The sequence below is a fragment of the Simiduia sp. genome, assembly GCF_058345725.1.
Genome location: NZ_JBTUOC010000024.1, coordinates 85283 through 91807 on the forward strand (window position 1 = coordinate 85283; position 6525 = coordinate 91807).

The 6525-nt window shown below is 57.6% G+C and carries 6 protein-coding genes; 5 read left to right on the forward strand and 1 reads right to left on the reverse strand.

Translation table 11 applies throughout. The annotated features are described in order from the left end of the window. Positions 1-10: 10 nt before the first annotated feature. Together ACW8F6_RS05805 and ACW8F6_RS05810 are read left to right on the forward strand one after the other, a co-directional pair. Positions 11-2320 (forward strand): TonB-dependent receptor, encoded by a 2310-nt coding sequence (locus ACW8F6_RS05805; RefSeq protein ID WP_491574910.1) that lies wholly within the window; start codon positions 11-13, stop codon positions 2318-2320. Positions 2321-2642: 322 nt separating this feature from the next. After that, positions 2643-2960 (forward strand): cupin domain-containing protein, encoded by a 318-nt coding sequence (locus ACW8F6_RS05810; RefSeq protein WP_491574911.1) that lies wholly within the window; start codon positions 2643-2645, stop codon positions 2958-2960. Between the two features lie 167 nt (positions 2961-3127). On the opposite strand, the gene ACW8F6_RS05815 is transcribed toward ACW8F6_RS05810, so the two are convergent. After that, the gene (locus ACW8F6_RS05815) at positions 3128-3616 is read right to left on the reverse strand and encodes a SixA phosphatase family protein (protein WP_491574912.1); all 489 of its coding nucleotides are present in this window, start codon (positions 3614-3616) and stop codon (positions 3128-3130) included. Positions 3617-3981: 365 nt separating this feature from the next. On the opposite strand from ACW8F6_RS05815, the gene ACW8F6_RS05820 reads away from it, so the two are divergent. The 3 genes from ACW8F6_RS05820 to ACW8F6_RS05830 form a co-directional block, all read left to right on the forward strand. Continuing rightward, positions 3982-4332: a hypothetical protein gene (locus ACW8F6_RS05820; protein ID WP_491574913.1), complete on the forward strand. Its 351-nt coding sequence runs from the start codon at positions 3982-3984 to the stop codon at positions 4330-4332. Between the two features lie 239 nt (positions 4333-4571). Then, positions 4572-5501 (forward strand): substrate-binding periplasmic protein, encoded by a 930-nt coding sequence (locus tag ACW8F6_RS05825; RefSeq protein ID WP_491574914.1) that lies wholly within the window; start codon positions 4572-4574, stop codon positions 5499-5501. A gap of 147 nt (positions 5502-5648) precedes the next feature. After that, a partial coding sequence (locus tag ACW8F6_RS05830; RefSeq protein ID WP_491574915.1) for an AraC family transcriptional regulator ligand-binding domain-containing protein occupies positions 5649-6525 on the forward strand: 877 nt, incomplete at its 3' end.

Here is a 6525-nt window from a genome sequence, read left to right on the forward strand (position 1 = left end):
GGAGAGACAAATGACACACACATCGATGAAGAAGCCACTGGCAGTGGCCCTAACTGCCCTGGCCCTGTCGGCCAGTCATGGCTACGCGCAGGTATTGGAAGAAGTTGTGGTTACCGCGCAAAAGCGCCCACAAAGCCTGCAGGATGTACCGGTATCCATTAACGCCATTGGCGGCGACAAGCTGGCCGACGGCAACCTCACCAAAATGGAAGACGTGACAGCCTATGTGCCCAACCTGTCCATGAGCGAAACCGGCATAGGCACCCAAATTTTTATCCGCGGCATCGGCTCCGGCATCAACCAGGGCTTCGAACAGTCTGTGGGAACTTATGTAGACGGTATTTACTACGGCCGCGCCCAGCTCAGCCGCGCACCGTTTATGGATCTGGAGCGCATTGAAGTGCTGCGCGGGCCCCAGGGCATTTTATTCGGTAAGAACTCCATTGCCGGCGCCATCAACATGAGTACCGCCAAACCCACCGACGAGCTAGAGCTGAAAGCGGGCATCGTATACGAGCCGCGCTTCAACCAGCGCGAAGTAAACCTGGTGGCCTCTGGCCCCCTCAGCGATACCGTTCGCGCTCGCCTGGCCGTGCGCAGCTATAACGACGACGGCTATATGGAAAACGAGTTGCAAAGCCGCGACGAACCCAGCCGCGAAGAGCGCGCCATCCGCGGCACCCTCGCCTGGGACGCCACCGAAAATCTGGAAATTATCCTGAAGGCCGAGCGCGACACCTTTGACGTGCAAGGGCGCCAAATTGAGATCGTTAAAGAATTGCCCCGCGCAGACGGCGTGCAATACGGTCAGATTCTGGCCCAGTTGACCGGCGATCCACGCCTGACTGACAACGCCTTGGATTACGTGCGCCAGTCTGACAGCGCTGAGTTTTCAGACAATACCGTCGACAACGTCACCCTGACTGCCAACTACGACACCGAAATTGGCACATTGACCTCGGTGACAGGCTGGGCTGGCTACGAGTTTTCAGAAAACTGCGACTGCGATTTCACCGGCGCCGATGTATTCAGCATTGCCATGAATGAAGAGTATCGCCAATTCAGCCAGGAACTGCGTTTAGTGTCGCCCGGCGGCGAAACCGTCGACTGGATTGCCGGCGTTTTCTACCAGACCAACGAGCTGGACTTTAACGAAGCCACACAGTTTTCTAAAACTAGCATCCTGGGTGCACTGGACCCACAGCTGGCTCTCATTCAAGGCATTAGCGTACCGCGCACCTACGAACAGGATGCCAGCGCCGCTGCGGTATTTGCCCAAGCCACCTGGAACATCAACGAAGCCTGGGCTCTGACGGCCGGCGGCCGCTACACCCGCGAGACTAAAGAAGGCTCGCGCAGCATGCACACGCTGAACACCGCCACTGGTACCGCAGATCCCGTTGCGGCCTTCGTGGTCAAGCAGGCCTTTAACGTGGATACCGAAGAACTGAAAATAATGGTGCCCACCGCCGCCGGCCACAACCTCAGCGGCGACCGCGATGAGTCGTCCTTTACGCCCTCGGTGGCGGTGCAGTACATCATGAACGACGACGTGATGTTCTACGCCAGCGGTTCCACCGGTTTCAAATCAGGTGGCTACGACGCGCGCGCCAACCAAGTGGAGTCCTTCGAGTTTGACAAAGAAGAGGCAACTACCTATGAGCTGGGGACCAAAACCCGTCTGTGGGATGATCGCGCCGAGTTAAACGCCGCTATTTTCCACACCACCTACAAAGACCTGCAGACCTCTCAGTTTGACGGCATCTTAGGCTTTACCGTTGGCAATGCCAAAAAAGCCGAAGTGAAAGGTGTTGAACTGGATGGCCGCGTCGCGCTGCCCTTCAACCTGATGTTAACCGCAGCAGTAGGCTACTTGGATTTCGAGTACAAGGACTTTGACAGCGGTAACTGCTACCACGATCAGCCCAACCAAACTCCTGGTGGCATTTGTGACTACACAGGCAAGCCCAGCCAGTACACGCCCAACTGGAGCGGCTCGACTTCACTGGAGCACAACTACGATCTAGGCGAGATGACACTGCGCACCACCCTGGACGTCACCTACCAGGGCAAGCAGTACATTCACCCGAACCTGGACCCACGTTGGAACTACACCCCAGGCACCAAGCTGAATGGCCGCATTGCCCTGGAAGCAGAGCAGTGGACCCTGGCGCTGGTGGGTAAAAACCTTACCGACCGCGACACGCTGACCTACACCAACACAGCGCCACTGTCGGCCTCCACCTTTATGACACCGGCTTACTACGGGTTCGTAGAACGTCCTCGCACCATTGCGCTGCAGGCCGACTACCGCTACTAATCCCACGCCTGTGGGCTAGCAATCATCGGGTGAATGGCTCTTCGATTCACCCGCATGCGGTACAGGGATGTACAACCGCTGCACCGGCCGGATGCCACACGCAGCCTCTACGCATTGCTGCAGTAGAAACCTTTGAGCCCCCGCACCAGCGGGGGCTTTTTTTTGGTCTGGGCGCGCAACCTCAAACACAATGAGGGCTTGGTCGACTCAACCGTTAAACGCGATGAACACACTGTCATATCCACCGCCGATGTGCGCATACTGGTCACTCTTTCTGTGCACCTTGGCACAGCGAATCACACTCGAGTCTACGGAGTTTCCAATGGCTGGCGCCTACCCGGAACGAATAAAAGCCCTCCCCCTGTACGACGGTCGCTTCGACGCCTACAAACTGGCCGCACACAACAGCGACATCTTGTTTGCGTCTTACCCTGCGGGCACAAAAATTCCATCCCACACCCATACCACCGACAATCACGGTGTAATTACCCGCGGCGAATTGATCTTGACCATGGCGGGGATCACCACCCGAGTGGGCGTTGGCGAGTGGTACCATGTGCCCGCCAATATCGAGCATTCGGCTGAATTCGACGTTGAAACCGATGAAATAGAGTTCTGGTTTCACAGTGACGGCCCATAAAATCAAACGACCGCTGGTGAAAGTACGAATGCCTGTTGGCACTTGCGGAGATGGTACCCACGCTCAAAAAAACGGACATGGGTATTGCATTCGCTTTTGGCCCAACCCTCGCAACAGTGTCTTGGCGCGCCGGTGCCGAAACAAGCCTGGCGCTGCTGTCTGCCGCATTACGGCGACAACGGGGGGAGTGCCACCGAAAGCCGCTGAGTTGCAACCCGGTCTCCCGTGCGGGTAAGTACATACAAGTCGCCAAAATCTTGCTCTTGCATAGCGTCTGCCGTACCGCCCAGTAGCCGAACAAGTTGCGGCGTAGTATTGCTGTGACCGACAATCAGAACAGCGTCTAGCGTCTGCAGTTGCGCGGCAAGTGCGGCTAGATCGCGAGGGTCGTACAGGCGCACAGATAGCCCCCGGGCCTTGGCCAAAGGCGTCACTGTGGCCCGCGTGCGCGCATAATCAGTGGTAAATAGGTAGCGAATGGATTTATCGCGCAGCAATTCAACCAGCGCCTCTGCGCGGCGCTCGCCCACGGATGTTAAGCCGGGATCAAGCTGTGTGGGGAGCTTCTCAAAGTGGCGCAGCACGTAATAGGTTTGCGCGTCGACGCAGACGCTGCAAAGCGATAGAAACACCACTAAAACACAGCCTTTTAGCATTTAAGCTTCTTCTCAATCCCGACTCACCCCGGGGCTGGGTGCCACCCCAGGCGTTGCGGCAGTTGCCAAGGCTACGCTATAGATTCGCTGCCGCCCAGGGCAATACTGCCCGCTTTCGCTTGAGGCTTGCGCAGCAGAAGCGGTCCCTGCTACGCGGCACAGCGCCAACCCAGAGAGCACTGGCGCCGCTTCGCTCCGATTCATTGCTGTTTTTTAACCTGCAGATGGTTATCATGGCAAATCTGCAGGGCGGATGTGCATGTAACTGTCGACCTGCCGCACTCACCCAGCGCCCACGGTTTAGCGTAACAGCACAACGCCGCTGAATCTGACAGCTGCCTTAAACACCTAAAAGGAATTTCACTATGTTTACGCTAGTCCATGAAGAAGAGCCCATTGGCATTACCAAATTGGAGCGCGGCGATCCCTCGGCCTTGACCGTAGCGGGCGCCTTTGAAAATATCGGCGGCGCCAAAGCGCTGGCGAGCTGGATTCAAAGTGTGGGCGGTTTAGAGGACGAGGGCGTTGTGTACATCGCATTGGACGACAACTTTGCGCTACTCGACCCAAATGGCGATAGAGTAGCGTTCGCCGAGGGACACTTGATAGCCGTACCTGAGGACGACGAAGCGTTTTTGGATCTCGCGGGCCTATCCATTCAAGACTATCAAGCCTACTTTGCCAAACATATCTCTGCGATGCGCACCAGCGTTTAGCCCATGTGCCCTGTGGCGGCCTAGCGGCCACAGGCTTACCGCAACCAGCACAAAGCGCATTGTCGCCCGACCGCAGCGGCTCCCACGCCAATTTCAGGGGCGGCGCTTTTCGCTGTCATCCGCAATTCACCCTCTAGTACATGGCGACGCCCAGCTAGTACATGGCGGCACCCAGCGCACGTTAAGTACGTTCGTACTTGCCAAATCGACCGATCGGCGCCTATAACACAGTAAGGTTTATGCCAGCTCATCGCCATCACCCAGCCGGTGCCGGCTTTGCCCCACGGGAGCAACCACCAGTGATGCCCACTGTCAGCGCTCAGTTCGCTTGCGCCACACCTGTCCCAAACCCAGCGCCCGACCGGCGCTGGGCCAGGCCGGGCCGGTTGAACGCTGCCGCACTCCTGTTGTTATGCTCTGTGTGGGCCGCCGCACAGCCCGATGCAGACCTTGGCGCGCAAACCGCTGTGGCTAAATCGGTTATCAACATTTCCGGCCACGCGGAGAGCCAACCCTATTTGTGGCTCAAGCAGGACGAGCCAGTGGGTGTTGCCCTGACGCTTGCACAACAAATATTTACGCAGCTGGATTTAACTACACAATTTAATCCGGCGCCCTGGAAGCGCACGTTGCGCAACCTGGAAACCGGTGACATTGATGTGATTGTGGCGTTGTACTGGAACCAGAAGCGCGCGCAAGTCTTTCACTATTCCATCGCCTTTGCCGAAAATCCCTTGGCCGTATTTGTGCACGTCAATAGTAAACTGGCGCTAACCAACCCGCGTGAACTGGCGTTTTATCGCGGGATCAGTTTGCTGGGAGAAAGCTTTGGCGAAGAGTTTGATAAGTTCAGCGAGGCAAATCTCAATATTGTGCGGGTCGATAGTTTACAGCAAATGTTCAGAATGCTCGCCGCTGGCAGAGTGGACTACGCGCTTTACGCCAAATACCCCGCGCTAGTGCAGCTGCAGAAAATGGCACTCCTCAACGATATTAAACAACTGCCGCTGGCGCTGCCCTCGCAAGGCGTGCATATGGCGTTTTCAAAAAAGTCACCCTACGTGCACTTGTTGCCAGCGGTAAACGATGCGATCCGCCGCATGACCGACAGCGGCGAAATCACCGCCCTACTCAATGCGCAAATGCAGGCCGCCGCCGAAGCCGACTGACAGTCATTCACACATACCGCAGCGCCTGTGGCCCGCTCGATAACGCCAGCCGCGAGCTGACCCGCCGGTTCTGCCCCTTTTGCCGCCCCGCCGCTGCCGCTAATATTGTGACCCGACCTACAGCTTAAGTCACAAATAGGTACAAACGTGCAATTTTCAAGCTATGGCAACTGGGTCAAACCCATTCCTCAGCTCCTGAGTCGCTACGGTCAGGACGGCCACGCGCTACTCGCCGAGCTGGGCATCGACAGCCAGCCTAATCAACGTATTCCCGTAGAAAAAACGGCCCTGGCCTGGCGCCGCGCCGCCGAGCGCACCGGCGAGCCCGCCATTGGCTTGCTGGCCGCACAGGCCACCCAACCTGCCAGCTGGGGCGAGCTGGGTCTGGCCATCCTGTGTGCCGAAAGCCTGCACCACGCCATTGCGCTGCTGTTAAAGTACCCGGCCTTTATCAGCGACTCGGTCACGATTCAAACCCGCGAGCAGGGCGACCGATTTATCCTGGAAGTCATACCGGCCACTGCGTCGCTACCGGGGGTGGAGTCGCTCGAATTTGGCATGGCCACCGGATTTCAAATGCTGCGATCTATTTTCCCCGGCCAGTTGCAACTGCGGCAGTTGGTGTTGACCCGTGCGGCGGACACCAACCTGGCGCCCTACCGCGACTTTTACGGTTGCAACGACGTGCTCACCGAGGCGGCAGTCAGCCAGCAAATATACGATTGCGCCGATATACATCAACCCCTGCCCTTTGCCAACCCGGCCTTGGTGGAACACCACGAGGCACTGCTCCAGAAACAATTGCAGCGCGCGGCCGCCACTCGCACGCCACTCGATATCGACGCCACGGATTTAGTGGCGCAGTTAACTGCGGCCATCCGCCGACAAATTCAGGCCGGCGATGTGGACCAAGCGGCCATCGCCCAGCAAATGAACCTGTCGCCGCGACACCTGCAACGCAAGCTCAAAGCGCGCCAGCTGCGCTTTACGGATCTGGTAGATAAGGTGCGCCGCGAGGATGCTC

Bases quoted from the DNA above. Each gene is read 5' to 3' on its own strand.
- ACW8F6_RS05805 (WP_491574910.1), top strand. From the start codon at position 11: ATGACACACACATCGATGAAGAAGCCACTGGCAGTGGCCCTAACTGCC.
- ACW8F6_RS05810 (WP_491574911.1), top strand. From the start codon at position 2,643: ATGGCTGGCGCCTACCCGGAACGAATAAAAGCCCTCCCCCTGTACGAC.
- ACW8F6_RS05815 (WP_491574912.1), bottom strand. From the start codon at position 3,616: ATGCTAAAAGGCTGTGTTTTAGTGGTGTTTCTATCGCTTTGCAGCGTC.
- ACW8F6_RS05820 (WP_491574913.1), top strand. From the start codon at position 3,982: ATGTTTACGCTAGTCCATGAAGAAGAGCCCATTGGCATTACCAAATTG.
- ACW8F6_RS05825 (WP_491574914.1), top strand. From the start codon at position 4,572: ATGCCAGCTCATCGCCATCACCCAGCCGGTGCCGGCTTTGCCCCACGG.